This is a genomic window from Streptomyces blastmyceticus, assembly GCF_039521185.1.
In the GTDB taxonomy this organism is placed as follows: Bacteria; Actinomycetota; Actinomycetes; order Streptomycetales; family Streptomycetaceae; genus Streptomyces; species Streptomyces blastmyceticus.
This window is the reverse complement of sequence record NZ_BAAABW010000004.1, coordinates 19,137-43,148: the sequence shown is the minus strand read 5'-3', so window position 1 is coordinate 43,148 and position 24,012 is coordinate 19,137. Positions and strand designations below refer to the sequence as shown.

The window sequence follows — 24,012 nt, the reverse complement described above, 5'->3', positions numbered from 1 at the left end:
TGTCGGTGGCATTGCAGCATGTGCAACTTCCATTGCATATAACGCTCGTCGCTGTCTAACATCCCGACAAGCGCCGGGTCAACGGTTGTCCCGGCTCCCCGGGAGACCGTCACAGAGTGCGCATAAAGCGCGGATCAAGGAGCGGGATCGTGGTTGCCGACGTCGTCTGCCTCGGTGAATCCATGGTCACCTTCCGCCCCTCCCGCCCCGGACGCCTCGCCGACGTCCCCTCCTTCGAGCGCGGCATCGGCGGCGCCGAGTCCAACGTCGCCTGCGCACTCGCCGCCGCCGGGCACCGCACGCGCTGGATCAGCCGCGTGGGCACGGACGGCTTCGGCGACCATGTGGTCGAGGCGATCGCCGCGTACGGCGTGGACGTGAGCGGCGTGCGGCGCGATCCTTCACGGCCTACGGGGGTGTATTTCCGTACGGCGGGGGAGCGGGTGCTGGGTGACCTTTCGGGGGCTGATGCCTCGGAAGTGGTCTACTACCGGGCCGGGTCGGCGGCTTCGGCGATGTCCCCGGCGCTGATTCCCGCTTCGGACGTTTGGTCCGGTCGAATTCTGCATCTGTCAGGGATCACGGCCGCGCTGTCGGCGGATTGCCTGGCGCTCATGCGCGAGCTTTTGGTTCGGCGGGATGGGCGGCCGGTGGTGTCTTTCGATGTGAATTACCGGGCGGGGCTGTGGCGATCCGGAGCGGCGGATGTTCTGGCCGAGCTTGCTCGGGGCTCGGACATTGTCTTTGTGGGGGAGGATGAGGCGGAGGCGCTTTGGGGCGTGCGGGGGGCTGACGCGGTGCGAGCGTTTTTGCCGGAGCCGTCGGTTTTGGTGGTGAAGGGTGGCGCGGTCGGGGCGACGGCGTTTTTTTCCCCAACCCCGCCCCTTCCCGAAACTGAGGCTCTGCCCCAGACCCCGGACGGGCTGAATTGCGCACCCCGAAGCTCAGCCTCGGACGGGCTGGGGGTGACGGGAGGGGGCGGGACGCGCAGGGGTGACGCGGGACGTAAAGCGAAGCAGTCCCGTGTTACCCCGGAGCGTCCCGCCCCCGCACCCGACAGCGAAGGCCGGCCAAATCCAGCCCGTCCGGCGTTTGAGGACGCGCCCGCAGGGCGCTCCGCCGCAGGCGGAAACGGACCCGCGCTCGGAAGCGCGCGAGAACCCACCGACCACGTGGTCAAAGTCCCCGCCCTGCACATCGACGTAGTCGCCCCCGTAGGCGCCGGCGACGCCTTCGCCGCAGGATTCCTCTCCGGAACACTGCGCGGGCTGCCCCTCGAAGCCCGCGTAAGGCATGGGCACCTCGCCGCCGCCGCCGCGCTGACCGTGCCAGGGGACCTCGCCGTGCCGCCGGAGCGGGCGTTCGCCGACCGGCTGGTCGCGCTCGACGATGACGCCTGGGGGAGACTGCGTCTCGGCCCCGGCTGGACCGGCCGGAGCTTGAGTGTGGAAGAAGGCACCGCCGTATGAGTCAGACCGTCGACCGCGCCCTCAGCATCCTGCCGCTGCTCGCCGAGGGGCCCGCCAACCTCGAACAGGTCGCGCGGCGGCTGGACGTCCACAAGTCGACCGCGCTGCGGCTGCTGCGCACCCTGCACGAGCACGGGTTCGTCTACCGGCAGCAGGACCAGCGGTACCGCCTGGGGGCCCGTCTCTTCGCTCTCGCCCAGCAGGCCGTGGAGAGCCTCGACGTACGGGAGATCGCCCACCCCCACCTCGTCGCCCTCAACGAGCGCTGTGGCCACACCGTGCACCTGGCCGTACTGGAGGACAACGAGGTCCTCTACATCGACAAGGTCGACAGCCGCTATCCCGTACGGATGTACTCCCGCATCGGCAAGCCCGTCGCGATCACCGTCGCCGCCGTCGCCAAGCTGCTCCTCGCGGATCTGCCGGAGCCGGAGCGGCGGGCTGTCGCCGAGCGGCTCGACTACCCCTCGTACACCGCCCGTTCCACGCCCAACGCTGCCGCGTTCCTCAAGGAGCTGGCGACTGTACGCGCGCAGGGGTGGGCCACCGACCTCGGCGGGCACGAGGAGTCCATCAATTGCGTGGGGGCGCCGGTCCGGGGTGTCGACGGGCGCGTGGTCGCCGCGTGCTCGATCTCCGCGCCGAATGTCGTCGTCTCCGCCGAGGAACTTCTTCACCTTCTCCCGCTGTTGCGCCGCACCGCCGACGCCATCAGCGCGGAGTACTCCGGAAACACCACACCGCCCATGAACTCCCCCAAGGAGAAGGCATGACCGAGAAGCTCGAAAAGATAGCGATCACCCCCGCCGGGCACAGCGCGCCGCCCGCGAAGTTCTCGCACGGGGTGAAGAAGGGGAACATCCTCCAGGTCGCCGGCCAGGTCGGCTTCCTGCCGGCCGCGGAGGGCGAGGAGCCGGTCGCGGCGGGGCCGACGCTGCGCGATCAGACGCTGCAGACTCTGGCCAATGTGAAGGCGATTCTGGAGGAGGGGGGCGCGGCGTGGGAGGACGTCATCATGCTGCGCATCTATCTGACGGATCCGTCGCAGTTCGACGAGATGAACGCGATCTACAACGAGTACTTCGCCGATCTGAAGTCGGTGCCGTCGGCTCGTACGACGGTGTATGTCGGGCTGCCGGGTGATCTGCTGATCGAGATGGACGCGCTGGCCGTTCTGGGCTGAGGTTCTCGCCTGCGGCGGGCTTCGTTCCCCTGCCCCGCACTCGACAACGAAGGTCGGCAAAATCCAGCCCGGCCGGCGTTTGAGGCCGCCCGCCGCAGGCGCAGCGAACCCGCACTCAACAACGGCGTTGTACCAGCGGAAGGGGCCCCAAAATAACCGCACTTCTCGCCGTGGCCACCCTCGGCATAGCCCTCCTCCTTCTGCTCATCATCAAGGTGCGGCTCCAGCCGTTCGTCGCCCTGCTCACCGTTTCCCTGGTCGTCGGGCTCGCGTCCGGGCTTTCCGTCACCGAACTCCTCGGCACCGTGCAGAAGTCGAATGCCGTCTCCGTCGTCGAATCCGGCATGGGGGGCACTCTCGGCCATATCGCGATCATCATCGGGCTCGGCACGATGCTGGGTTCGATCCTGGAGGTGTCCGGCGGTGCGGAGGCGCTGAGTTCACGGCTGCTGGCGCTGTTCGGCGAGCGGCGGGCGCCGCTCGCCATGGGGCTGACCGGTGTCGTCTTCGGCATTCCGGTCTTCTTCGACGTCGGCATCTTCGTCCTCGCGCCGATCGTGTACGCGGCGGCCAGGCGCAGTGGCCGGTCGATCCTGCTGTACGCGCTGCCGCTGCTGGCCGGCCTGTCGATGACGCACGCGTTCCTGCCGCCGCACCCGGGGCCGGTGGCCGCGGCCGGGCTGCTGGGGGTCGACCTGGGGTGGGTGATCCTGATGGGCGCCGCCGCGGGCGTACCGGCGGTGCTGGCGGCCTGGGTGTACGCGGCGTGGATCGGCGGGCGCGTCTTCGTGCCCGTACCCGAGGACATGGTGGAGGCGGCCCGGGAGGCGAAGTCCGCGGTCGTGGAGGAAGGCTCCCCGGCCGCGGCGCCCGTGCCGCTGGGGACGCTGCTGGCGATCATCGGGACGCCGCTGGTCCTGATCCTGCTGGCCACGTTCTCCTCGGTGGTGTTCGACCCGAGCACCGGCCGCTCGGTCGTGGAGTTCTTCGGTCACCCCTTCGTCGCCCTGACGATCGCGCTGTTCCTCGCGTACTACCTGCTGGGCATCCGGCGCGGCTGGTCGCGCAAGGCGCTGGAGACCGTGTCGACGGCGTCGCTCAAGCCGGTGGGCAACATCCTGCTCGTCGTCGGCGCGGGCGGGGTGTTCGGCGCCGTGCTCAAGGCGAGCGGGGTGGCCAAGGCGCTGGCGGACACCTTCGACAGCGCGGGCCTGCCCGTCATCGTCCTGGCCTGGCTGATCTCCGTGGTCCTGCGGGTCGCGCAGGGGTCGGCGACGGTCGCGATCGTCACCACGGCGGGCATCGTCGCGCCGATGCTGTCGGACGGCCACTTCTCGCAGCCGCAGCTCGCGCTCGTCATCGTCGCGATCTCGGCGGGCTCGATCTTCGCCTCGCACGTCAACGACGGCGGTTTCTGGATGGTCTCGACGTACTTCGGCATCTCCGAGCGGGACACGCTCGCCTCGTGGACGGTGCTCGAATCGGTGCTGTCCGTGGTGGGGTTCGGGGTGGTCTGCGTGCTGAGTGCGGTCGTCTGACGGACGTGTTCCGGTTGTTGCGGGTGTGAACTCCGGCCTGCCGAGTGATATTTGAGATCACCTATCCGGGCCGATCCCATTGCGCCGGGCCCCACCACCCCCAACAATGCACACGTCAAAACGAACGCACGTCCCGGATGCCTCCAGAGAGGACCCACCCCCCATGACGCGCATCAGAAGACCCCTCGTCGGCACGCTCGCGACGCTCCTGCTCGCCGGGGCCACCGTCGCCGGCGCCGGTACGGCGTCCGCGGCCTCGCAGGCGCCCGCGGGCAAGACCAAGGCCGTCGACTTCGCCGGCACGGTCGCGCTCAGCAACTGCTCCGGATCGCTCATCAAGATGCCCAACTCGACCGACAGCGACCCCGGTCTGGTCATGACCAACGGCCACTGTCTGGAGACGGGCATGCCGGGCCCGGGCGAGGTCATCACCGACCAGCCGTCGTCCCGCACGTTCACGCTGCTCAACTCCTCGGCGGGCAGCGCCGGTACGCTCCGCGCCACCAAGGTCTCGTACTCCACGATGACCGACACGGACGTCACGCTGTACGAGCTGGACATGACGTACGCGCAGATCAAACAGCGCTACAAGATCGACGCGCTGAACCTCTCCGCCGACCACCCCACCGCGGGTACGCCGATCAAGGTGGTCTCCGGTTACTGGAAGAAGATCTACTCCTGCAACGTCGACGGCTTCGTGTACCAGCTGCGCGAGGGCGACTGGACCTGGAAGGACTCCCTGCGCTACACGCCGTCGTGCAACACGATAGGCGGGACCTCCGGGTCGCCCGTCATCGACGCCAACTCCGGCAAGGTCATCGCCATCAACAACACGGGCAACGAGAACGGTGAGCAGTGCACCGTGAACAACCCCTGTGAGGTGGACGAGAACGGCCAGGTGACCGTGCGGCAGGGCACCAACTACGCCGAGGAGACGTACGGCATCGGCAAGTGCTTCGGCTCCGGCAACAAGCTGGACCTGACCCTGCCGGGCTGTGAACTCCCGCGCACGACGGACGACGGGCTGGCGCGGCAGCGCTAGTCAGCAGCGGTAGCCGACTGCCGGACGGGCTGGTCCCAGCCCGTCCGGCGATCGAGGGCAGGGGTTACGGCAGGCCGTGGACGTGCGGGCCCACGCCGTTCGACCAGGTGTTGGCCGCCGTCGCGTCCCAGTTCGTCGACCAGGTCATCGCTCCCCGGATGCCCGGGTACGTCCTGGACGGTTTGAAGGCGCCGCAGGAGGTGCCCTTCGCCAGGCAGTCCAGGGCGTTGTTCACCACCGACGGGTCGACGTAGCCGCTTCCCGCGCCCCGTGTCGACGCCGGCAGGCCGAGGCCCACCTGGGAGGGATCGAGGCCGCCCTCCAGCTGGATGCAGGCGAGGGCAGTGAGGAAGTCCACCGTGCCCTGGGAGTAGACCTTGCCGTCGCAGCCGTTCATGGAACCGCTGTTGTAGTACTGCATGTTGACGACCGTCAGGATGTCCTTGATGTTCAGCGCGGTCTTGAAGTAGCCCGCTGACGTCGACTGCATGTCGATGGTCTGCGGGGCCATCGTGATGACGAGCTTGCTGCCGGCCTTCGCCGACAGGGCGCGCAGCGCCTGCGTCATGTACGTCGGGTTGAGCCCGTTCTCCAGGTCGATGTCGACACCGTTGAAGCCGTACTTCTGCATCAGGGCGTAGACGCTGTCGGCGAAGTTGTTCGCGGACGCGGAGTCGTTGACGCTGATGGTCCCCCGCTCGCCGCCGATGGAGATGACGACGTTCTTTCCGGCCGACTGTTTGGCGGCGATGTCGGCTTTAAACGCGGCTTCCGAATAATTCAGCGACGGATCGAGCGTGAAGTCGACCGCCCCCGGCGTGGTCGTCGCGTCCGCGAAGGCGACGGCGATGATGTCGTACTGGCTCTGGACGTCGCTGATCTTCTGGACCGTGGCGCCGTTGTTGAAGTTCTGCCAGTAGCCGGTCACCGCGTGCTTCGGCAAGGACGGGCCATTGCCGCTGCCCGCGCCGGTCGTGGCGGTGACGGGTGCTGATTTGGGTGATTCGCCGGTGGCGTTGGTGGCCGCCACCTCGAAGCGGTACGCGGTCGACGGGGCGAGCCCGGTGGCGGTCGCCGAGGTGCCGCTGACGGACTGGACCTTGGTGCCGTCCTGGTAGAGGTTGTAACCGGTCGCGCCGGAGGACGGGTTCCAGGAGAGCGCCACGGACGTCGGCGTCACCGCTCCGGCCGTGAGCCCGCCGGGCGCTGCGGGGACGGGGTCGCCGGGGTTGCCCGGGTCGCCGCCGGGGCCGGTCAGGGTGACGTCGTCCGCGACGTACGCGGGCTGCCCGTACCAGCCGTGGGTGTAGACGGTGACGGACGTGGTGTTCGCGCCGGTGGTGAACGCCGTGCTCAGCTGCTGCCAGCCGCTCGCGGACGGCGTCCACGTCGACACGTCCGTGGTGCCGGTGCCGCTCGCGCCGAGGTAGACGTACGACCCCTGAACCCATGCGCTCAGGGTGTACGAGGAGTTGGGCTTGACGCTGACGGTCTGCGCGCACTGTGCGTCGTCGGAGCCGGCCGGAGTGGCCTTCAGGGCGCTCGTACCGCTGTGCACGGGTGAGCCGACCGTGGTGCCGCTGTCGCTCGAACAGGTCCAGTTGGAGAGCCCGGACTCGAATCCCGGGTTCTTGACGAGGTTCACGTCCGCGGCATGCGCGGGCGCGCCGCCGAGCGCGGCCAGGCCGGTGGCCGCGAGCGCGGTGGCCAGGAGGGCGCCCAGGCGGCGTCTCGTTCCGGTGCGGGTGCTGCGTATCGCACGTTCCACTACTGCCTCCGGTGGGAAGGGAGTCGATGGTGGGGTTCGGGGGGATGTCGGGGTGTCCGTACGTGGGGGATGCGGCGGATGGTCGCCGTCGTCTGGCGTAAAGATGGTCTAGTCCAATGCGTCCGTCAATACATTCGGCACGGCTTTCCGTGAAGACCCCCAGGCCACCGCGGGGGCACCCGGCCCAAACCCCCAGGAGCGGTTCTCAGCCGACCCGTTCGTGGATAAAGTGCGGAGGCGCCAGCACAGGGCAGTATCGATCTGCGTCCGCCGCAGCCCCCCGCGGCCGGAGTGAACGGGGAAGCCGACGTGCCCATTGCGATAGCAGTCACCAGCCCCGACCTGGTGCTCCCGACCCCCGATGGGCAGACCCCCGACGCCGCCGTGTTCCAGCCGCCCGAGGCGCAGCCGCTCGACACCGCGGTCACCCAGACCGCGATCCTCCTCGACCAGTGCGGCTATGTGGTCACCCTCTACCCGGACTCGCTCCCCGGCCCGTACGTCCGGCGCCTGCACATGATCCGGTCCGTCCTGGAGAGCGACCGGCTCGCCCTCCTGCCCGTCGCGCTGCCGCCGCTCGCCGTCGGCGTCCTGGCCCGCCAGCTGCGCCAGCTGTCCGTCTCCGACCTCAGCCCCGGAGTGCTCGCCTCCGCCGCCCGGCTGCTCGCGCACTACATCTACGCGGGCGCCCAGCTCGCCAGCGTCGCCCGGCTCGACCGGGTGGACGTCGGGCTCGCCACCCACCTCGGCTCGTTACTCCCGGGCGCCCGGTTCGCGGTCCTCGTCAACCCGGTGCCCCGGCTGTCCAGGATCAGCGGCGACGAGGCGCCCGAGGGCCCCGGCTTCGCCACCCGGCTCACCGTCGCCCGCGGCAAGGCCCTCAGGGGCGACGACTGGGTCGTGGACACCCTCGCCCCCCACTGGCGCGTCCAGGGCGTCCAGGAGACCGCCCTGCCCGCCGAATCGGCCCGCTGGTGGGGCACCCACCGGGCCGTCGAGTTCGCGGCCGCCATCCCCGACCCCTCCGTGCTCTACCAGCTGGTGTCGTCCGTACGGCGCGAGGAGTGCCACTGGTGCGGACTCGAACTCATCGGTGACCGCTGCGGGTTCTGCGCCGGACCCTTGCCGCGCGCCGCCGGTGGCCCCGCGCTCGACCCGCCCCCACGCCACCGCCTCGCACCGGCCGGAGGCTGAGCCGCCGTGCCGCCGCCCCTCCCGCACGACCACCGGTACCGTCCCCGAACGAGGTCCGCCGCCCCATGAACTCACGTCAGCGCCGCGGGATCATCCTGCTGCTCCTGTCGGTCCTCTGCGCGCTCGGAGCGTTCGCCGGGGTCTTCTCGGTCATCCACGACGCGGAGTCCAAGGCCGGCCCCGGGACCACCGCGTACCGGCTGCGCGCCGACATCCCCGCCTACCAGCCGCTCGAGGAGGCCCGGGACCGGTTCGAGAAGATCTCCATGCCCAAGCGCTGGCTGCCCTCGACCGCCGTCACCGACCTGGGCGAGCTGTCCGGGAAGATCGCCGTCACCCCCCTGCGCAAGGGGTCCCTCCTCCAGGAGGACATGATGGCCGCCCGGCCCGAACTCAAGCCCGGCCAGCAGGAGATCGCCATCATGATCGACGCGGCGACGGGCGTCGCCGGGAAGATCAACGCCGGTTCGAAGGTCAACATCTTCGCCACCTTCGACGGCAAGGACCAGGGCACCAAGCCCGTCTCCAAGGTCATCGTGAGCGGCGCCCAGGTCATCGCCGTCGGCAAGCTGAAGGCCCTCGACCACGACGGCTCCACGGGGGCCACCACGCGGCGTGCCGGGGAGGCCGTGCCGATCACCTTCGCCCTCGACACCAAGGACGCCCAGCGCGTCGCGTACGCGGAGTCGTTCGCCTCCCACGTACGGCTCGCCCTGATCGCCCCCGGCGGCGACGACGGGATCAGCAGCGCAGACCGCACCTACACGCTCGACAGCGACAAGTAACGGCGACGGACAGCGGTCCAGGAGAGGCAAGGGGACACGGTGACGATCAGAATTCTCCCGGCCATCGGCGACCCGGACGCCGCCCGCGCCATCGGCGGGCTCCTCGGCCAGCTCCCCGGCGTCGAACCCCTGCCGACCGCGGGCGACTCCACCCGCCTCCTCGACACGCTCGCCGTCCTGGGCGCCGCCTCGGTCGAGGAGCTCCCCGAGGTCGTCCTCGTCCACGAGCGCCTCGGGCCGTTACCGGCGCTCGAACTCATCAGAGAAGTGGCCCTCCGCTTCCCCGCCACCGGCGTCGTCCTCGTCACCGCGTCACCCAGCCCCGCGCTCTACGCAGCCGCCATGGACTCCGGCGCCCGCGGCCTCGCCGGGCTGCCGCTCTCGTACGACGAACTGGGCGCCCGGGTGCAGGCCGCCGCCCAGTGGGCCGCGGGCGTGCGCCGCCACCTCGGCAGCGGCGGCGACACGGCCGCCGGAACGGGGCCCGGCGGCACGCTCGTCGCGGTCACCGGCGCCAAGGGCGGCGTCGGCACGACCGTCACCGCCGTCCAGCTCGCGCTGGCCGCCTGCGCCGCCGGGCGCAGCGTCGCCCTGGTCGACATGGACCTCCAGTCCGGAGACATCGCCTCCTATCTCGACGTGCAGTTCCGGCGGTCCATCGCCGACCTGGCCGGCATCAGCGACATCTCCCCGCGCGTCCTCCAGGACGCCGTCTTCCCGCACCCCGCCGGGCTCGGCCTGCTGCTCGCCCCGGCGGAGGGCGAACGCGGCGAGGAGGTCGGCGACCTCGCGTCCCGGCAGATCGTGGGCGCCCTGCGCGGCCGCTACGAGCTCGTCGTCGTGGACTGCGGCACCCAGATCACCGCCGCCTGCGCCGCGGTCGTCGAGACGGCCGATGTGGCCCTGCTCGTCACCACACCGGACGTGGTGTCCGTACGGGCCGCCAAGCGCATGGTCCGGCTCTGGGAACGGCTCCAGATCCGCAAGGCCGCCGAGACCGTCACCGTCGTCAACCGGCACACCCGCAGCGCGGAGATCCAGCCGTCCCTCGTCGAGCGCGCCACCGGCACCCGGGCGGCCCGCACGACGGTCCCGGCCGGCTACAAGGAGCTCCAGGCCGCCGTCGACTCCGGCCGGATGCAGGACCTCGACGCCCGGTCCGCCGTCCGGCAGGCCCTGTGGACCCTCGCCGCCGAACTCGGCCTGGCCACCGGGTCCGCCCCGGCAGGCAGGCCGCGCGCCGCCGCCCACGCGGACCGCTCGCTCACCGGAGGGCTGCGCAGGCGCCGGGCGGCGATAGAGCCCGGCGGCTCGGGCGGCACCGGCCCCGACCAGCTCGCGCCCGTACCGACGAGCCGCTTCCGCAGGCGCGGCGGCGGCGACCGGGGTCAGGTGGCGGTGGAGTTCCTCGGCGTCCTGCCGCTCATCCTGGTGATCCTCGCCGTGGTCTGGCAGTGCGTCCTGATCGGCTACACGTACTCCCTCGCCGGCGACGCGGCCGACAAGGGCGCACGCGCCGGAGCGGCGGGCGGCGACTGCGCAGCGGCGGCCTCCGCCGACGTACCGGGCGCGTGGGGCACGGACGGCATCGGCTGCGGCCCCGAGGACGGCATCTACCGCGCGAAGGTCTCCCTGTCGGTCCCGGTGCTCTTTCCGGGGGCGGTCAGCTGGCCGTGGCGGGTGGAGGGTTCGGCGGGCGCGGCGTCGGAGGAGGGCGAGTGAGGGTGAGGGTGCGCATTCAGCCCGTGGGGGCACCTCCCAGCGGTAGCTGGGGGAGTTTGAGGACGCTCCCGAAGGGAGTTCCCGCCGCAGGCGGCAACGGGCCCGCACCCACACAAGGTCATCGCGACCGCGGATCCGCCTCCATCGAGCTGCTCGGCTTCCTTCCCGTGCTGCTGCTCGTCGCCCTCGCCGCCCTCCAACTCGGCCTCGCCGCATACGCCGCCCAACAAGCCGGCAGCGCGGCCCGCGCGGCAGCCCGTACCGCCTCCCAGGACGACCCGAGGATCACACCGGCAGACGCGGGCCGTGCCGCGCTCAGCGGGTGGCTGCGGACCGACGGCGAGCCCGACGCGCCGCCCTGCGAGGGAGCCGGGGAGACCACCGCCACCGTGACCGTCAGGATCCCGGCCGTCCTGCCGCTCCTGGGCGACCGTGCCGTCACCCGCCGGGCCACCATGCGCTGCCCCGCCGAACCGCTGCCCCTGCCGAGGAGTGCGCCATGAGCCTGCGGGCGAGGATCGTCGCACCGGAAGCACCCACGGACGGGCGGGAGTCGAGCCACCTCGTCCCCGTCTACCGCGCGAAGTTGCTGGAGGAGATCGACCTCGCCGAGATGTCCGCGCTCGCCGCCGCCGAGCGCCGCACCCGGTTGGAGCGGGTACTCGGCCACATCATCAGCCGGGAGGGCCCGGTCCTCTCCACCTCCGAGCGCGACCGGCTCATCCGCCGCGTCGTCGACGAGGCACTGGGGCTCGGTGTCCTCGAACCGCTCCTGGAGGACCCCTCGGTCACCGAGATCATGGTGAACGGCCCCGACCAGATCTTCGTGGAACGCGCCGGCCGCGTGGAGCTCGTACCCGTACGGTTCGCTTCCAACGAGCAGCTGATGCAGACCATCGAACGCATCGTCTCCACCGTCAACAGGCGGGTGGACGAGTCGAATCCGATGGTCGACGCGCGGCTGCCCAGCGGCGAGCGTGTCAACGTCATCATCCCGCCGCTCGCGCTGAACGGTGCGACGCTGACCATCCGCCGCTTCCCCCGCGCGTACACCCTGCCGGAACTCATCGGCATGGGGACGCTCGACGAGCGGATGCTGGTGCTGCTCTCCGCGCTCGTCCGGGCGAAGTTCAACGTCGTCGTCTCCGGGCCGACCGGCTCCGGCAAGACCACCCTGCTGAACGCGCTCTCCGGGCTCATCCCGGAGGGCGAGCGCATCATCACCGTCGAGGACGCCGCCGAGCTCCAGCTCCAGCAGGCGCACGTCATCCGGCTGGAGTCCCGGCCGCCCAACGTCGAGGGCAAGGGCCGCATCACCATCCGCGACCTCGTCCGCAACTCCCTGCGGATGCGCCCGGACCGCATCATCGTCGGCGAGGTGCGCGGCGGCGAGACGCTCGACATGCTCCAGGCGATGTCGACGGGCCACGACGGCTCGCTCGCCACCGTGCACGCCAACAGCGCGGAGGACGCCCTGATGCGCCTGCAGACGCTCGCGTCGATGTCCGAGGTGAAGATCCCGTACGAGGCGCTGCGCGACCAGATCAACAGCGCCGTCGACTGCATCGTCCAGCTCACCCGGCACGCCGACGGCTCACGGCGGGTCGTCGAGATCGCCCTCCTCGACTCGCACGGCCGGGAGGACTACCGGCTGGCCACCGTCTGCCGCTTCGACCCCCGGCCGATGGACTCGGACCGCATCGTGCGCGGGCAGTTCTCGTGCTTCCCCGTCCCCGAACGAGTCGCGGAACGGCTGCGGATGGCGGACGAGGCCGTGCCCGCCGCGTTCGGTGTCGCCGCGTTCCCCACCGAGCTCACCGTCCGAGAGGCGAGGCAGAGGTAGCCGCACATGAACGCACTTGTACTGCTGACCGCGGGGGCCACCCTGCTGTGCTGCGCGCTGGGCACCGCGGGCGTGCTGGTGTACGCGGCCGGGAAGGCACAGCGGCAGTCGCTGGTGGAGCGGCTCTCCGACGCCCCGGCCCTGCCGCCGGCGGGGCGTGCGCGGCACTTCCGGGGGCTCGACCGGCGGCTGCGCGCCACGCGGGCGGGGCGGCGGCTGGAGAGGCGGCTCGCGTCGACAGGACTGGACGTCACACCCGGCGAGTTCACCGTCTGCGCGCTCGCCGGGGCGGCTGGGCTGTGGCTCGTCGCGGCCTCCGTCCTCGCGCCCTTCTTCGGGCCGCCGGCCGCCCTGGCCGCCCTGTGGTCCGCGTCCGCCTTCCTCGGCCTGCAACGCCGCAAGCGCATCGAACGGTTCATCAACCAGCTGCCCGAACTCTCCCGCATCCTCGCCAACGCCACCCAGGCCGGACTCGCCCTCCGTACCGCCCTCGGCATGGCCGCCGACGAGATGGAGGCACCGGCGGGCGAGGAGCTCGCCAAGGTCGCCGACAAGCTGGCGATCGGACACTCGGTCGACGACGCCCTCGGCGAGCTCGCCGAGCGGCTGCCCTCGCGCGAACTCGTCGTCCTGGTGACGACCTTGGTGCTGTCGAACAGAGCGGGCGGCACGGTCGTCACGTCCCTGCGCAACCTCACCAAGACGCTGGAGGAGCGCAAGGAGACCCGCCGGGAGGTGCGCACCCAGCTGTCCCAGGTGACCGTCACCGCCTATGTCGTCCCCCTGATGGGCATCGGCACCCTGCTGCTGATGGACCGCATCGCCCCCGGGTCGATCAACCGCATGACATCCACCTTCCTCGGCCAGGCGGCCGTCGTCGCCGCGTTCTGTCTCTACGGGCTCGGCTTCCTCGCGATCCGCCGCCTGTCCAGGATCGACGTCTGAGGGGTGGGAATGGGGCTTCTGCTGGGGCTGCTGGCCGCGCTGTCCGTCGCGGGCGCCTGCGCGGGCATCGCGCTGTACCGCAGCGAGGTGAAGCTGCCGACGGACCTGGTCCTGGCCCTGGAGGTCGGCTCGACCCGGACCACCGCCGTGGGCTCGGCCGTCGACCGGCTCGGCATGCGCTACGCGCCGCTCGTGCTGCGCCTGATGGGCGAGAAACGGGTCGCCAGGGTGCGCGGCCGGATCGACCGCGCGGGCAACCCCGGCGGCCTCACGGTCGACCGCTACGCCGCCCGCCGCGCCGTCTACGGCTTCCTCGGCTTCGGCGGCGCCGTCGTCATGCTCCTCGACGGGCGGCTGGTCGTCGCCCTGCTGCTGGTCGCCTTCGGGCTCTTCTGGATCGAGGTCGGCATCTGGGCCGCCGTACGCGAACGCAAGGACGCGATCGACCGCACGCTGCCGGACTTCCTGGATGTCCTCGCCGTGGTCGTGAGCGCGGGGCTGAGCTTCCGGCAGGCGCTCGACCGGGTGGCGGAGAAGTACGAGGGGCCGTGGGCCGACGAACTCCGCATCACCCTGCGCCAGCTGGACATGGGCGTCAGCAGGCGGCAGGCATTCGAGGAACTGCGCGTCCGCAACGACTCCGAACAGGTCGCGCAGTTCGTCACGGCCCTGCAGCAGGGCGAGGAGCTCGGCGCGCCCATCGTGGACACGCTGATCGCCATCGCCGACGACATGCGCCGCACGGACGCCCAGCGGGCCCGCCGCCGCGCGGCCCGCGCCGTGCCGAAGGCGACGGTCGTGATCACCACCTGCATGGTGCCGGGCACGATGATCCTGATGGTGGCGGGATTCTTCCTGGGGTCGGGGACGAACTTCGCGACGATCATGGGGCGTTGAGCCCGAGTGGGGGTGGGGTGTGTGGGGCGGGCGGGTTCCGTGAGGCATATCTGTTCGGTGGTGTCCCAACTCCCGTTCAGGGGAAGGGAATGGTGCCGGGCGCACTGTTCCGCAAGTGCCGTTCCGGCGTACTTTTCATGTGTCGTGAGCGACACCACGCACCACACCCGAATTCCGTACCGCACGGGGATCGCCGTCGATGGAGGGGAACAGCATGGAGACGTCGCGCGAGCACATCCCGGGAAACGACCGGGGCCCGCGGAGAGACCCCGAGGAGCGCCGCCGCTCTTTCCGGGGCGACCGGGGGCAGACCGCGATCGAGTACCTGGGCATCATCGCCGTGGTCGTGGCGATCGTCCTGGTGCTGACCCGGACGGACTTCGGCAGCGCGATCGCCAGCGCCATCTCCGACAAGATCTCCCAGGTCACGAGCGGCTGACGCGCGCCGCCGCCCTCCGCGCGCGGGGCGACAGGGGACAGGCGTTCCCGATCTACGTCACGGCCGTCGCCGGACTGCTCTTCCTCGCGCTGGCGTTCTTCGCCGTGGGCCAGGCGGGAGCGAACAAGAACGGCGCGCAGACGGCCGCGGACGCCGCCGCCCTGGCCGCGGCCCAGAGCTACCGGGATCAGCTGCGTACGGGGCTGCTGACGGCCCTGGGGACCGGAGCAGGCTGGGCGGACTGGCTGAGCGGGCGCACGGGCGACCCGGAGGCGGCCTGCGGCGAAGCCGGGACGTACGCCCGCAGCAATGGCGCCGAGGTCGTCGGCGGGTGCGGGACGTCCGCCCCGGGGACGCTCCCCGCCGCCTTCACCGTCACCGTCCGCTCCTCGTCGGCCGTCGGCCGCTCGGTCGTCCCCGGCACCGAGGACGTCCACGCGACGGCCACGGCCCGCGCGGTCGTGGAACCGCGCTGCGCGGGAAGGTCACCCGAGAGCCAGAAGCCACCCCTCGACATCGTGTGCGACGGACGGGTGGTGACTCTCGACCCGACGCGCCCCGACGACCTCGCGAGAGCGCTCGGAGCGCTCTTCTCCGTACGCCTCGCCGACTGAAGCGACCCGCCCGGCGGTCTCCGTTCCCCGAAAGGACGCGTCCTCATGAGCATGCGGCACAGCACGAAGTCCCGTGGCCGCGCGGCAGCGGTGGCGGTCGCGTCCCTCCTGGCCCTCGCCGTGTCCGGCTGCGGCGGCGACAGCGGCGGGAAGGACGCGGACGCCGCGTCGGCCAAGAAGTCGGCCGGCCCTCCGGGCAGCGCGAAGAACGCTCCCTCGGGCAAGCCCGGCGAGGTCATAGGCGAGATGAAGGGACCTGACGGCGTCGTCATCGCCGTCAATTCCGCGGTACGGGACAGCGGCGGTTTCGTCACCGTCAGCGGAACGCTGACGAACGGCGGGAGCAAACCGTTCAACGCCATCCACTGGCTCTCGAAGGAGACGGACATGAAGTCCCGCTCCTCCATCTCCGGCGCCTCGCTCGTCGACGGGTCGAGCAAGAAGCGCTATCTGGTGCTGCGCGACACGGACGGCGAGTGCCTGTGCAGCACGGGCCTGACCAACATCAAGCCGCAGGAGAGCAGGCCCGTCTTCGCGCAGTTCCCCGCACCGCCCGAGAACGTCACGGACGTCGACTTCCAGGTGCCCACCATGCCGTCCGTCCGCGTGCGGATCTCGGAGTGAACCGCACCGGCTGGGGACCGGCCGTCGCCGTGGCCCTGTCCACCGCCCTGCTGGTCACCGCCCAGGCCCCCGTCCCCGCCCGCGCGCAGAGCGGACCCGGCAGCCAGGCCGACACCAGACCGCCGGTGAAGATCGACGGCTCCGCCCACGGCCTGCGCATGCGCCCCGGCGCGAAGCTCGCACCCGGCCGGGTCCTCGACATCAAGTCCGTCGTCGAGACGGACGACGGCGGCGAGCGGCGCGAGGACACCAACGTCGACGTCACCTTCGCCCTCCAGGCCGAGGTGCTCTTCGACAAGGACAGCGCGACGCTCGGCGCGGCGGCGGACAAACGCATCCGGACGATCGCGGACGAGGTAAGGAAGCGGCACGCGACCACGCTCCGCGTCTTCGGATTCACGGACAACCTGGGCTCCGCGGAGCACGGGGTGGAGCTCTCGAAGCAGCGAGCGAACGCGGTGCAGCGGCAACTCGCCTTGGACGTCGGTTCGTCGGGCGTCACCTACCAGATACGGGGCTACGGCGAGGACTACCCGATCGCGGACAACTCCTCGGAGGAGGGCCGCCGCCGCAACCGCCGAGTGGAGGTCAGCTTCCCGACACGCGGCTAGGGGGAACCCGAGGCTTTTTCCCCTACCCGCCCCTTCCCGAAACTGGGGCTCGGGCCCCAGGCCCCCGGCTGCGGGTCTGTTGCTCCCCCAGCTACCGCTGGGAGGTGCCCCCAGCGGCGGAGCGCCCTGCGGGCGCGTCCTCAATCGCCGGACGGGCTGGAAAATCCAGCCCGTCCGGCGATTGAGGACAGCGCGCGAAGCGTGCTTCGGGGGTCTGGGGGCTTGCCCCCAGTTTCGGGAAGGGGCGGGGCTGGGGAAACAAGCCCGCCGGGCCGCACTCGAGCACGGGTCCGGGGCGGAGCCCCGGCCTCGGCGGAGCCGAGCATCAGATGCTGCGGGAAGGGGCGGGGTTGGGGAACAAAGCCCGCCGCAGGCGCCTCGCGTGCGGCACCCACCACGCGGCAGGATGAACCCCCGGAAGCCGGAACGCGCCAGGGAGGCGGAAGATGCGCCGCGGACTCATCGGGGCAGCAGCCCTGAGCATGCTCGTCGCCGCCGCCGCGAAGACAGAAGCGACAGGCGAGAGCACCGCCCCCGTCACCTCGTACAGGATGGCCCCGGACGCACAGGAGCTGAACGGCTCCGAGACCACCGCCGACGCCCCCTTACTGAAGCCGGGCGCGCACACCTACAAGGACCGCGTCGAGCCCGGCCAGCGCAAGCACTACGCCGTGCAACTGGACGCGGAGTCCAGCGCGTACGTCTCGGCCGTGGCCGTACCCCGGCCCGGCGACTCGATGGGGGCGCGGGACGGGATCTCGGTGTCCCTGGAGGCCATGGACGGCACACAGTGCGGCGTGGGCCGCCACCGTACGTTCCTCTCGGCCGGTGGCGCCTATCCGGTCGCCGACTACGCGGAGCGGGTCGCGGGCGCGGGCGGAGCCTGCAAGGCGGCGGGGACGTACCGCTTCGTCGTGGAGCGAGGCGACGCGTCGGGCGGCGACCCGACCGCCGTGCCGGTCGAGCTGAAGTACGTGAGTGTGCCCGCGAATTCGGCGTCCGCGAGCGATCCGGCCGGGGACAGGACGGCGCTGGCCGCGCCCGGCCCGGGCGGCGGCGGAGTGGGCGTCCAGGGCGGTGGGGTGCAGGGAGGCTCGGGGTTCAACGATGCCGCGGAGATCCGCCCCGGCGTCTGGAAGGACCAACTCTGGCCCGGGGAGACCCACTTCTACCGTGTCCCGGTCGGCGCCGGCGAGCAGCTCGCGGCGGACGCCCGGTTCGGGAGCGCCCCGGACGCCGCGGGCCCGCCCTATGTGATCACCGGGGTGCGGATGGGGCTGAGCAACGCGGCCCGCGGCTACGTCATGAACAAGACCGGCGGCTATCAGGGCAAGCCCGCCACCCTCTCGCTGACCACGCCCGCCGCGGCGGGCGACAGCGGCGGCGCGGGCGGGGACGCCGCCCGGGGCATGCGCCTCGCGGGCTGGTACTACCTCCAGGTCAGCCTGAACCCCAAGGTGGGCCAGGGGAATCCGGGCCGGGTGCCCGTCACGCTCACCGTGGACGTCGGCAAGGCCCGGAAGGAGGCGCGGCAGCCCGGAGGGAGCACACGCCCGACGGCGGCGGTCGCCGTGCGGCACCGGGACGGACGGCTGCGGGCCGTCGGCTACGCGGGCGTCACCACCGGGTCGCTGCTGCTCCTGGGCCTCGGCGGGTGGACGCTGGCGGCCCGGCGCGGCGGCGAGTGAGGACGCCGTTCGAGGGCGCCGTTCAGGGAAGGATCTCGACGCGCACCCCGGGCCGCAGGCCCCAGAGCCGCATGGCACCCGCCGGTGCCTCCAGTACATGGCGCGAGCGGACGCGCGGCGCCCCGAGGCGCCAGGGACGCATGGTGCGTACGGCCAGGACGGTCAAGTGCCGGTCCAGATAAGCCACGTCGATGGGGAAGCGCATCCGGAAGGTGTGGACCGACGACGCGGGGGTGAGGAGCAGCGCGCCCTCGACGGAGTCGCGGCCGAGGAGACCGCGGGTGCGGGCGCGGCAGGAGGCGGCGACCTCCAGGGGGATCACGAGCCCGGGGCCGCGCTCGGGGCCGCCTTCCGTGCCGGGTGCGCCGCCCCCGTGCGGGACGCGGAGCCTTGCGGTGCCGTCGTGCCGACGCGGCATGAGAGGTCCCTTCGGCCGTGGCCCGTGCGGGGCGCGGTGCCCCCGCGGGCACTTTATCCACAGGCCCCGACGGAGATCGGCGGTTCTGCGTAACCTCGGTTCATGGACGCGTTGTTGATCGTTCTCGCCGCCCTGTACGGGGCCGTGGCAGGGGTGTTGCTGCCCCGGGCGCGCTATCGGCTGAGCGTGGAGCCGGAGGAGCCGTGGCGGTCGGCCGGCTCGTGCGGGCACGCGCTCGCGGGGTGGCTGGGGCGGGGCCGGTGCGGGGAATGCGGGGAGCGGTACGCACCGGGCGCGCCGTGGTGGGCCGCGGCGACCGCCCTGGTGTGCGCGGGGCTCGCCGCGGTGGTCGGGGCGCGGCCCGAGCTCGCGGTGTGGCTGCTGGCGGCGCCGGTGGCGGTGCTGCTCGCGGCGGTCGACCGGTCGGTGCGGCGGCTGCCGGACGTGCTGACGCTGCCCCTGGCGGCGGGCGTCGCGGCGCTGCTGGGCCTCGCGGCCCTCATACCCGGGTCGGCGGGGTCCTGGCCGGGGGCGCTGCTGGGCGGGCCGGTGCTGGGCGGCTGCTATCTCGCGCTGTTCCTGATCCACCCGAGCGGCATGGGCTTCGGCGACGTGAAGCTGGCGGTCGGCCTGGGCTGCGCCCTGGGGTGGTACGGCTGGCAGGTCCTCCTCCTGGGCGCCTTCGCGGGCCTGCTGCTGGGCTCGCTCTACGGCACGGCGCTGCTCCTGACCCGCCGGGCGGCCCGCGGCACGGCCCTGGCGCTCGGGCCCTTCATGCTCGCGGGCGCGTGGCTGGGCCTCCTGCTGGGAGGTGCCACAGGGGCGTGAGCCGGGGGATGTGAGCCGAGGGGCAAAGTATTGGACCGTGTGATCCAAAACGGGTACGGTTCGAGGCATGGCCCGGCCGAGGATGTTCGACGAGGAGAGGGCGGTCGACGCCGCGTTGCAGGCGTTCTGGACCGCCGGGTACGAGGCGACCTCGACCCAGGATCTGTGCGATGCCACAGGGCTGGGCCGCAGCAGCATCTACAACACCTTCAAGAGCAAGCACGACCTCTTCCGCAGGGTCCTGCTGCGCTACATGGACAGCAAGGCCGAGTTCCAACAGGCCCTGTTCGACGGCGATCTGCCCGTACGGGAGAAGCTCCGCACGCTGCTGGAGGTCGTCGTCGAGGAGGAGTGCGGGCCGCCCGGCGACCGCCGTGGCTGCCTGGTCGTCAACACCGCCGTCGAGCTCGCCGGCCGTGACGCCGAGGTGGCGCGCGACCTGGAGCGCGACTACCGCAGGCGGCTGGAGCTCCTGACCGGAGCCATCGCCGAGGGCCAGCGCGCCGGTGACATCGACGCGGGCAAGGACGCCCGCGCCCTCGCGCACTTCATCATCGCCGCCATCGGCGGCATGCGGGTCTCCGCCCGCGCGGGGGTCGGCCGTTCGGCGCTGGAAGGCGTCGCCCACGCCGCGCTCGCCGCGATCTGACGCGCCCGCGTACCGCCCCTGCTGTCGACACCCCCTCTGCCCGGCCTTTTTCGCGCCCTGATTTTGAACTGCACGTTCCAAAACTCTTTCCCGAACACGCTTCCCGACGCGTTCCGAAACAACGACAAGGTGACCTGCCGTGCCACGAGCCATATACGTCCTCGCCCTCGGCATCTTCGCCATGGTGACCAGCGAGTTCGTCGTCGCCGGACTGATGCCGCAGATGGCCGAGGGGCTGGACGCGACCATCCCGGAGATCGGCTACCTCATCACCGCCTTCGCGGTGGCGATGGCCGTCGGCGGTCCGTTCCTCACCGTGGCCGTGCTGAGGCTGCGGCAGAAACAGGCGCTGATGGTGCTGTTCGCCGTCTTCCTGGCCGGCAATGTGCTGGCCGCCACCGCGTCCACCTACGGAGCCATGGTGGTGGCCCGCGTCGTCACCGGCGTCGCCTCGCAGGCGTTCTTCGGCGTCTCCGTCTCGCTGTGCGCCCAACTGGCCCGCCCCGAAGCGCGCGGCCGCGCCATCGCGGTGGCCATGAACGGCCTGATGCTGGGCACCCTGCTCGGGCTGCCGCTGTCCACCGTGATCGGCGAACACCTCGGCTGGCGCGCGGCCTTCTGGGCCGTCACCGCGCTCACCGTCGCCGCCGCCCTGTGCACTCTCGCCGGCGTTCCCCGCCTGGACCGCGCCCCCTCCGAGAACGGCGGGGGCGTACGCGGCGAACTGGGCGTCTTCCGCCGCCCCGCGCTGTGGCTGGCCCTCTCCACCAGCACCTTCATCATCGGTGCGACGTTCTCCGCGTTCAGCTACCTCACGCCGATCCTCACCGAGGTCACGGGCTTCGCCGTCGGGACCGTACCGCTGCTCCTCGTCGCGTACGGCGCCGCCACCGTGGTCGGCAACACCGTCGTCGGGCGCCTCGCCGACCGCCACACCCTCGGCGTCCTGCTGTGCGGCCTCGTCCTGAACCTGGCGTTCCTCACCGGGTTCGCGCTGTTCGCCCACCTGCCCGTACCGGCGGTCGCGTTCATGCTGGGCATCGGCCTCGTCGGCGTCACCATGAACCCCGCGATGGCCACTCGCGTCCAGCGCGCGGGCAACGCCGGGCCGCTGGTCAACACGATCCACTCCTCGTTCATCACCTTGGGCATCGTCTTCGGGACCTCGGTCGGCGGGCCGGCCATCGACGCCTTCGGGCTGCGGGCGCCGCTGTGGATCGGGGCGGGCATGGCCGCGATCGGCGTCCTCACCCTCGTCCCCGCCCTCACCCGCCGCCCGGCCGGACCGTCGGGCCCGGCCGCCCCGCCGGAGGGGTATATCACCCCAAAGGGAGCAATTCACCAGGAATCCTTCAGGAGGCAGACCCGGACCGTCAGCCGCCAAAAGACGTCAAAGGCGTCAAGCTGATGATGAATTTTCAGGAAGTTTTCGTAAGGGCCGAGCGGAGACATCCGGTCGAGTCCCGAATGGCTTGTTCTACGCCGTAAGCCCAGCGCTGGCAGGCTCTATGCGGTCGCGGGCGAGGTCGCTCCACCGTCGAGTTCAAGATCAATAACGTCACCGAGCGTCAGCATCGCACGCGCCGTCACCCTCGTCGGTGCGCGAAGCACGGCCTCAGGGGGGTTAAGGTGGAAACCCCCCCTCGGGCCGGTCCGTATCCCCCCCACGGACCGGCCCGTTTTCTTTCCCTCACATCACGGTGCGTGATGATTCGTATGAGGTTTGGAAGACGATCTAGGAACCGTTGCGGCTCGCCCAGATGTTGACACCTTCGGTGCTTACCGCGAAGGAATCGATCTCCACCAGCTCCTCATCGGTCAGCTTCGGGGCACCGAGCGCGGCCACGTTCGCCTCCAGCTGACGCACGCTGGACGCGCCGATCAGCGCCGAGGTCATCCGCGGGTCGCGCAGCACCCACGTCAGGGCGAGCTGGGCCAGCGACTGGCCGCGCCCCCGGGCGATCCCGTCGAGCCCGCGCAGCCGCCGCACGACGTCCTCCGTCAGCAGCCCCGGGTCCAGCGACTTGCCCTGCGACGCCCGTGAGCCCTCCGGGACGCCGTGCAGGTACTTGTCGGTGAGCAGCCCCTGCGCCAGCGGCGCGAAGGAGATGCAGCCCATGCCCTCCGTCTCCAGGGTGTCCAGCAGCCCGTCGTCCTCCGTCCAGCGGTTGATCATCGAGTAGGACGGCTGGTGGATCAGCGCGGGCACGCCCATGGACCGCAGGATGCGCGCCGCCTCACGGGTGTTCTCCGCGCTGTACGACGACACGCCCGCGTAGAGCGCCTTGCCCTGCTGGACGGCGGACGCGAGCGCGCCCATCGTCTCCTCCAGCGGGGTCTCCGGGTCGAAGCGGTGCGAGTAGAAGATGTCGACGTAGTCGACACCCATTCGGCGCAACGACGCGTCGAGGGACGAGAGCAGGTATTTCCGGGAGCCCCACTCGCCGTACGGGCCGGGGTGCATGAGGTAGCCGGCCTTGGTGGCGAGCACGATTTCGTCGCGGTACGGGCGGAAGTCCTGGGCGAAGATCTTGCCGAAGTTCAGCTCCGCGGAGCCGGGCGGCGGACCGTAGTTGTTGGCCAGGTCGAAGTGGGTGACGCCCAGGTCGAAGGCCCTGCGGAGAATGGCGCGCTGGGACTCCAGCGCGCGGTCGTCGCCGAAGTTGTGCCACAGTCCGAGCGAGATGGCGGGCAGCTTGAGGCCGCTGTGCCCCGTGCGGCGGTACTCCATCGCGTCATAGCGGCTTTCGGCCGCACGATAGTGAGCGGAATGAGTGGAATCGGTCATGTGCATCTGACTATCACGGACCTGTGACAGACCGAGTTGGGTTCTCGTGACACGCGGGCAGTAGTGTGGCGCCCTCGGGGCGACCGCCGTGGCATGGAGGGGCTGGAAGACGTGAAGTTGCGCGACCTGGTGTACAGGCTCTACGCACGCCGGGTGGAAGGCCGCCTCGACCATGCGCAGGTGCCCAAGCACATCGGAGTCATCCTCGACGGCAACCGCCGCTGGGCGCGCGCCGACGGCCGGACGCCGGAGCAGGGCCACCAGGCGGGCGCCGACAAGATCCATGAGCTGCTCGGCTGGTGCGCCGAGACCGACGTCGAGGTCGTGACGCTCTGGATGCTCTCCACCGACAACCTCGACCGGCCCGCGGACCAGCTCAACCCGCTGCTCGGCATCATCGAGAACACGGTGCGCGGACTCGCCGCGGACGGCCGCTGGCGCGTCCACCACGTCGGCACGATGGACCTGCTGCCCGCCCGTACGCAGTCCGTGCTCAAGGAGGCCGAGCAGGCCACCCTCGGCGTCGACGGAATACTGGTCAATGTCGCGGTGGGCTACGGCGGTCGGCAGGAGATCGCGGACGCGGTGCGCTCGCTGGTGCTCGAAGCGGCCGACAACGGCACCTCTTTCGAGGAACTCGCCGAGATGGTCGATGTGGAGCACATTTCCAAGCACCTCTATACGCGCGGCCAGCCCGACCCGGATCTGGTGATCCGCACCAGCGGCGAACAGCGGCTGTCCGGCTTCATGCTCTGGCAGAGCGCGCACTCGGAGTACTACTTCTGCGAGGTCTTCTGGCCGGCCTTCCGAAAGGTCGATTTCCTCCGCGCGCTGCGTGATTACGCCGCGCGGCACCGCCGCTACGGCTACTGAGCGCGGCAGGGGAGCGGGCTCCGCGGACGGAGTTCGGGCGCGGCTACGGCCGCTGACGGATCGGGCGTTCACCTCGCCGTCGCATATGCCGTTG

Annotated in this window: 23 protein-coding genes and 1 pseudogene; 21 read left to right on the top strand and 3 right to left on the bottom strand. The window is 71.2% G+C overall.

Features of this window, described 5'->3' with window-relative positions; all coding sequences use genetic code 11:
• Window positions 1-149 precede the first annotated feature (149 nt).
• The 5 genes and pseudogenes from ABD269_RS04400 (at window position 150) to ABD269_RS04380 (ending at window position 5,232) form a co-directional block, all read left to right on the top strand.
• Window positions 150-1,469 carry a sugar kinase gene (locus ABD269_RS04400; RefSeq protein WP_344116212.1) on the top strand — a complete coding sequence of 440 codons (1,320 nt, stop codon included), beginning with the start codon at window positions 150-152 and terminating at the stop codon, window positions 1,467-1,469.
• Window positions 1,466-2,242, top strand: coding sequence for an IclR family transcriptional regulator (locus tag ABD269_RS04395; protein ID WP_116213631.1), 777 nt, complete (start codon window positions 1,466-1,468; stop codon window positions 2,240-2,242). The genes ABD269_RS04400 and ABD269_RS04395 overlap by 4 nt, the downstream gene beginning before the upstream one ends.
• Window positions 2,239-2,652: a RidA family protein gene (locus ABD269_RS04390; RefSeq protein ID WP_116213632.1), complete on the top strand. Its 414-nt coding sequence runs from the start codon at window positions 2,239-2,241 to the stop codon at window positions 2,650-2,652. The genes ABD269_RS04395 and ABD269_RS04390 overlap by 4 nt, the downstream gene beginning before the upstream one ends.
• 161 nt (window positions 2,653-2,813) lie before the next feature.
• Window positions 2,814-4,190 (top strand): annotated as a pseudogene (locus ABD269_RS04385) (GntP family permease); the annotation flags it as partial.
• A 172-nt stretch (window positions 4,191-4,362) separates the two neighbouring features.
• Window positions 4,363-5,232 (top strand): trypsin-like serine peptidase, encoded by an 870-nt coding sequence (locus tag ABD269_RS04380; protein WP_344116511.1) that lies wholly within the window; start codon window positions 4,363-4,365, stop codon window positions 5,230-5,232.
• Window positions 5,233-5,296: 64 nt separating this feature from the next.
• On the opposite strand, the gene ABD269_RS04375 is transcribed toward ABD269_RS04380, so the two are convergent.
• Complete coding sequence (locus ABD269_RS04375) at window positions 5,297-7,000, bottom strand: chitinase (RefSeq protein ID WP_344116207.1); 1,704 nt, start codon at window positions 6,998-7,000, stop codon at window positions 5,297-5,299.
• A 309-nt stretch (window positions 7,001-7,309) separates the two neighbouring features.
• Between ABD269_RS04375 and ABD269_RS04370 the strand changes: the two genes are divergently transcribed.
• From ABD269_RS04370 to ABD269_RS04315, 12 genes are all read left to right on the top strand, one after another.
• On the top strand, window positions 7,310-8,194 hold the full coding sequence (locus ABD269_RS04370; RefSeq protein WP_344116205.1) for a hypothetical protein: 885 nt from the start codon (window positions 7,310-7,312) through the stop codon (window positions 8,192-8,194).
• Window positions 8,195-8,259: 65 nt separating this feature from the next.
• On the top strand, window positions 8,260-8,979 hold the full coding sequence (cpaB, locus tag ABD269_RS04365; RefSeq protein WP_301892743.1) for a Flp pilus assembly protein CpaB: 720 nt from the start codon (window positions 8,260-8,262) through the stop codon (window positions 8,977-8,979).
• A gap of 39 nt (window positions 8,980-9,018) precedes the next feature.
• Entirely contained in the window at window positions 9,019-10,701 is a 1,683-nt protein-coding gene (locus ABD269_RS04360) for a CpaE/TadZ family protein (RefSeq protein WP_344116203.1), read from the top strand.
• A gap of 56 nt (window positions 10,702-10,757) precedes the next feature.
• Window positions 10,758-11,204, top strand: coding sequence for a TadE/TadG family type IV pilus assembly protein (locus ABD269_RS04355; protein ID WP_344116201.1), 447 nt, complete (start codon window positions 10,758-10,760; stop codon window positions 11,202-11,204).
• On the top strand, window positions 11,201-12,544 hold the full coding sequence (locus tag ABD269_RS04350; protein WP_301892738.1) for a TadA family conjugal transfer-associated ATPase: 1,344 nt from the start codon (window positions 11,201-11,203) through the stop codon (window positions 12,542-12,544). The genes ABD269_RS04355 and ABD269_RS04350 overlap by 4 nt, the downstream gene beginning before the upstream one ends.
• Window positions 12,545-12,550: 6 nt before the next feature.
• Window positions 12,551-13,489, top strand: a complete 939-nt coding sequence (locus ABD269_RS04345) for a type II secretion system F family protein (protein ID WP_301892737.1) — start codon at window positions 12,551-12,553, stop codon at window positions 13,487-13,489.
• A gap of 9 nt (window positions 13,490-13,498) precedes the next feature.
• On the top strand, window positions 13,499-14,386 hold the full coding sequence (locus ABD269_RS04340) for a DUF5936 domain-containing protein (RefSeq protein WP_344116197.1): 888 nt from the start codon (window positions 13,499-13,501) through the stop codon (window positions 14,384-14,386).
• 214 nt (window positions 14,387-14,600) lie between these two features.
• Window positions 14,601-14,825: a hypothetical protein gene (locus tag ABD269_RS04335; RefSeq protein WP_344116541.1), complete on the top strand. Its 225-nt coding sequence runs from the start codon at window positions 14,601-14,603 to the stop codon at window positions 14,823-14,825.
• Window positions 14,822-15,439 carry a pilus assembly protein TadG-related protein gene (locus ABD269_RS04330; protein WP_344116509.1) on the top strand — a complete coding sequence of 206 codons (618 nt, stop codon included), beginning with the start codon at window positions 14,822-14,824 and terminating at the stop codon, window positions 15,437-15,439. The genes ABD269_RS04335 and ABD269_RS04330 overlap by 4 nt, the downstream gene beginning before the upstream one ends.
• 45 nt (window positions 15,440-15,484) lie before the next feature.
• Window positions 15,485-16,063, top strand: coding sequence for a hypothetical protein (locus ABD269_RS04325; protein ID WP_301892735.1), 579 nt, complete (start codon window positions 15,485-15,487; stop codon window positions 16,061-16,063).
• Window positions 16,060-16,674 carry an OmpA family protein gene (locus tag ABD269_RS04320; protein ID WP_425572828.1) on the top strand — a complete coding sequence of 205 codons (615 nt, stop codon included), beginning with the start codon at window positions 16,060-16,062 and terminating at the stop codon, window positions 16,672-16,674. The genes ABD269_RS04325 and ABD269_RS04320 overlap by 4 nt, the downstream gene beginning before the upstream one ends.
• Window positions 16,675-17,120: 446 nt before the next feature.
• On the top strand, window positions 17,121-18,362 hold the full coding sequence (locus tag ABD269_RS04315; RefSeq protein WP_344116194.1) for a hypothetical protein: 1,242 nt from the start codon (window positions 17,121-17,123) through the stop codon (window positions 18,360-18,362).
• 22 nt (window positions 18,363-18,384) lie between these two features.
• Here ABD269_RS04315 and ABD269_RS04310 read toward each other — a convergent pair whose 3' ends face one another.
• Complete coding sequence (locus tag ABD269_RS04310; RefSeq protein WP_344116192.1) at window positions 18,385-18,780, bottom strand: DUF192 domain-containing protein; 396 nt, start codon at window positions 18,778-18,780, stop codon at window positions 18,385-18,387.
• A 102-nt stretch (window positions 18,781-18,882) separates the two neighbouring features.
• On the opposite strand from ABD269_RS04310, the gene ABD269_RS04305 reads away from it, so the two are divergent.
• The 3 genes from ABD269_RS04305 (at window position 18,883) to ABD269_RS04295 (ending at window position 21,665) form a co-directional block, all read left to right on the top strand.
• Entirely contained in the window at window positions 18,883-19,608 is a 726-nt protein-coding gene (locus tag ABD269_RS04305; RefSeq protein ID WP_344116190.1) for a prepilin peptidase, read from the top strand.
• Between the two features lie 67 nt (window positions 19,609-19,675).
• Window positions 19,676-20,257 carry a TetR/AcrR family transcriptional regulator gene (locus ABD269_RS04300; RefSeq protein WP_344116188.1) on the top strand — a complete coding sequence of 194 codons (582 nt, stop codon included), beginning with the start codon at window positions 19,676-19,678 and terminating at the stop codon, window positions 20,255-20,257.
• 139 nt (window positions 20,258-20,396) lie between these two features.
• The gene (locus tag ABD269_RS04295) at window positions 20,397-21,665 is read left to right on the top strand and encodes an MFS transporter (protein WP_344116186.1); all 1,269 of its coding nucleotides are present in this window, start codon (window positions 20,397-20,399) and stop codon (window positions 21,663-21,665) included.
• Between the two features lie 327 nt (window positions 21,666-21,992).
• Here the strand turns inward: ABD269_RS04295 and mgrA are convergent, their stop codons facing one another.
• A complete protein-coding gene (gene mgrA / locus ABD269_RS04290) occupies window positions 21,993-23,051 on the bottom strand; it encodes an L-glyceraldehyde 3-phosphate reductase (RefSeq protein ID WP_301892729.1) in 1,059 nt (352 codons plus the stop codon).
• Window positions 23,052-23,156: 105 nt separating this feature from the next.
• On the opposite strand from mgrA, the gene ABD269_RS04285 reads away from it, so the two are divergent.
• Complete coding sequence (locus ABD269_RS04285) at window positions 23,157-23,918, top strand: isoprenyl transferase (protein ID WP_301894344.1); 762 nt, start codon at window positions 23,157-23,159, stop codon at window positions 23,916-23,918.
• Window positions 23,919-24,012: the final 94 nt, after the last annotated feature.

Excerpts from the sequence above, each read along its gene's own strand:
- ABD269_RS04345 (WP_301892737.1), top strand. The coding sequence starts at position 12,551 with ATGAACGCACTTGTACTGCTGACCGCGGGGGCCACCCTGCTGTGCTGC.
- ABD269_RS04325 (WP_301892735.1), top strand. The coding sequence starts at position 15,485 with ATGAGCATGCGGCACAGCACGAAGTCCCGTGGCCGCGCGGCAGCGGTG.
- ABD269_RS04310 (WP_344116192.1), bottom strand. The coding sequence starts at position 18,780 with ATGCCGCGTCGGCACGACGGCACCGCAAGGCTCCGCGTCCCGCACGGG.
- mgrA (WP_301892729.1), bottom strand. The coding sequence starts at position 23,051 with ATGCACATGACCGATTCCACTCATTCCGCTCACTATCGTGCGGCCGAA.
- ABD269_RS04315 (WP_344116194.1), top strand. The coding sequence starts at position 17,121 with ATGCGCCGCGGACTCATCGGGGCAGCAGCCCTGAGCATGCTCGTCGCC.
- cpaB (WP_301892743.1), top strand. The coding sequence starts at position 8,260 with ATGAACTCACGTCAGCGCCGCGGGATCATCCTGCTGCTCCTGTCGGTC.
- ABD269_RS04340 (WP_344116197.1), top strand. The coding sequence starts at position 13,499 with ATGGGGCTTCTGCTGGGGCTGCTGGCCGCGCTGTCCGTCGCGGGCGCC.
- ABD269_RS04390 (WP_116213632.1), top strand. The coding sequence starts at position 2,239 with ATGACCGAGAAGCTCGAAAAGATAGCGATCACCCCCGCCGGGCACAGC.
- ABD269_RS04350 (WP_301892738.1), top strand. The coding sequence starts at position 11,201 with ATGAGCCTGCGGGCGAGGATCGTCGCACCGGAAGCACCCACGGACGGG.
- ABD269_RS04300 (WP_344116188.1), top strand. The coding sequence starts at position 19,676 with ATGGCCCGGCCGAGGATGTTCGACGAGGAGAGGGCGGTCGACGCCGCG.
- ABD269_RS04335 (WP_344116541.1), top strand. The coding sequence starts at position 14,601 with ATGGAGACGTCGCGCGAGCACATCCCGGGAAACGACCGGGGCCCGCGG.
- ABD269_RS04305 (WP_344116190.1), top strand. The coding sequence starts at position 18,883 with ATGGACGCGTTGTTGATCGTTCTCGCCGCCCTGTACGGGGCCGTGGCA.
- ABD269_RS04395 (WP_116213631.1), top strand. The coding sequence starts at position 1,466 with ATGAGTCAGACCGTCGACCGCGCCCTCAGCATCCTGCCGCTGCTCGCC.